At 79.0% G+C, this 1,359-nt stretch carries 4 protein-coding genes; 3 read left to right on the forward strand and 1 reads right to left on the reverse strand.

Going from position 1 to position 1,359, the window contains the following annotated elements; genetic code table 11:
* Positions 1–234, reverse strand: a 234-nt coding sequence (locus PYV61_RS25320) for a prepilin-type N-terminal cleavage/methylation domain-containing protein (protein WP_275836661.1), incomplete at its 3' end; no start/stop codon positions are given.
* An 89-nt stretch (positions 235–323) separates the two neighbouring features.
* Between PYV61_RS25320 and PYV61_RS25325 the strand changes: the two genes are divergently transcribed.
* From PYV61_RS25325 to PYV61_RS25335, 3 genes are all read left to right on the forward strand, one after another.
* Positions 324–788, forward strand: a complete 465-nt coding sequence (locus PYV61_RS25325; RefSeq protein WP_275836662.1) for a MaoC family dehydratase — start codon at positions 324–326, stop codon at positions 786–788.
* The gene (locus PYV61_RS25330) at positions 781–1,041 is read left to right on the forward strand and encodes a hypothetical protein (protein WP_275836663.1); all 261 of its coding nucleotides are present in this window, start codon (positions 781–783) and stop codon (positions 1,039–1,041) included. The genes PYV61_RS25325 and PYV61_RS25330 overlap by 8 nt, the downstream gene beginning before the upstream one ends.
* A gap of 2 nt (positions 1,042–1,043) precedes the next feature.
* Positions 1,044–1,359: DinB family protein (locus PYV61_RS25335; protein WP_275836664.1), on the forward strand; the 316-nt coding region annotated here is incomplete at its 3' end.

Raw genomic sequence — 1,359 nt, forward strand, 5'->3', positions numbered from 1 at the left:
GCGCGCGAGCGGCGACGCGGCGGCGGCCGAGGGCGGGCGCAGCGCCGGCGCCGCCAGCGCGGCCGTCAGGCCGAGCAGCACCAGCACGACCAGCAGCTCGAGGAGCGTCAGGCCGGGGCGCGCGGAACGACGGGCGGGCGCGGCAGGGGACAGGCGGGCCTCCGCCGGACGGCGGCGCGGGCGGGCGGGCGCAGGGGGAGCCGCAAGCTCGTCCCCGCCCGGCCGCCCTGTCAACGCGCCCGCCGCCGCGCTGGACGCGCGCGCGCCGCGCGGTGACCTTTCGCCGCGTCCGTCGCCGCGCCCCGGTCCCGCCGCCCCCCGCCATGCCCGTCACGCGCCTCGCGTCCCCCGCCGCGCTCGCCCAGCACCTCGGCCGGGAGGTCGCCGTCGGCGACTGGCTCGAGGTCACCCCCGAGCGCGTGCGGCTGTTCGCGGACGCGACCGACGACCACCAGTGGATCCACCTCGACCCGGCGCGCGCAACGGCCGAGTCGCCGTACGGCGGGCCGGTCGCGCACGGGCTGCTCACCCTGTCGCTCGTCGTGCCGATGGTGCAGCGGGCGGTCGCGATCGACGGCGTGCGCATGATCGTCAACTACGGCTTCGACAGGGTGCGCTTCCCCGCCGCGGTGCCCGTCGGCTCGCGCGTTCGCGCCCGCGTCGCCGTCGTCGCCGCGGAGCCGGCCAGGGACGGCGGCACGCAGGTGAGTTGGCGCGTCACCATCGAGCGGGAGGGGGGCGACCGCCCGGCGGTAGCCGCCGACTGGATCGCGCGCCTGTATGCCTGAGGCGCCCGTCAGCGCCGCGCGCGAGCTGCGGCGCCACCTCATGGTGATGGTCCTCGGCGTCGTCGCGGTGCACGCCGTCGCCCTCGCGCTGTACTACGCGCTCGACGTCGAGCAGCGCCCGGCCGCCTTCCGCCGCGTCTTCACCGGGGTGTGGACCGTCGCCACCCTCCCCGTCGTCCTCATCGGGCTGTCGCGCGTGCGCGCCGCGCGGCTCCGCGCCCGCCACGCGCGCCGCCAGCAGCAGGGACGTTGACCATGCCCGCGCTCGACCCGGCCGTCGCCCGCCTCGCCGACACGCTCCGCCGCTCCGTCGACGGCCACGCCTGGCACGGCCCGTCGCTCGTCGAGCTCCTCGAGGGCGTCGACGCGCACGCCGCCGCCACTCGCGCCGTCCCCGGCGCGCACACGATCTGGGAGCTGGTGCTGCACCTGACCGCGTGGACGCGCGAGGTCGCGCGCCGCGTCGACGGCGCCGCGCCGGCGATGCCGGTCGAGGGCGACTGGCCGGACGAGCCGATCCACGCCGACGAGGCGCACTGGCGCGACGCGCGCCAGTGCGCCTCGTCGGCGC

Source organism: Roseisolibacter sp. H3M3-2, assembly GCF_029211165.1.
Lineage (GTDB): Bacteria > Gemmatimonadota > Gemmatimonadetes > Gemmatimonadales > Gemmatimonadaceae > Roseisolibacter.

Excerpts from the sequence above, each read along its gene's own strand:
- PYV61_RS25325 (WP_275836662.1), top strand. The coding sequence starts at position 324 with ATGCCCGTCACGCGCCTCGCGTCCCCCGCCGCGCTCGCCCAGCACCTC.
- PYV61_RS25330 (WP_275836663.1), top strand. The coding sequence starts at position 781 with ATGCCTGAGGCGCCCGTCAGCGCCGCGCGCGAGCTGCGGCGCCACCTC.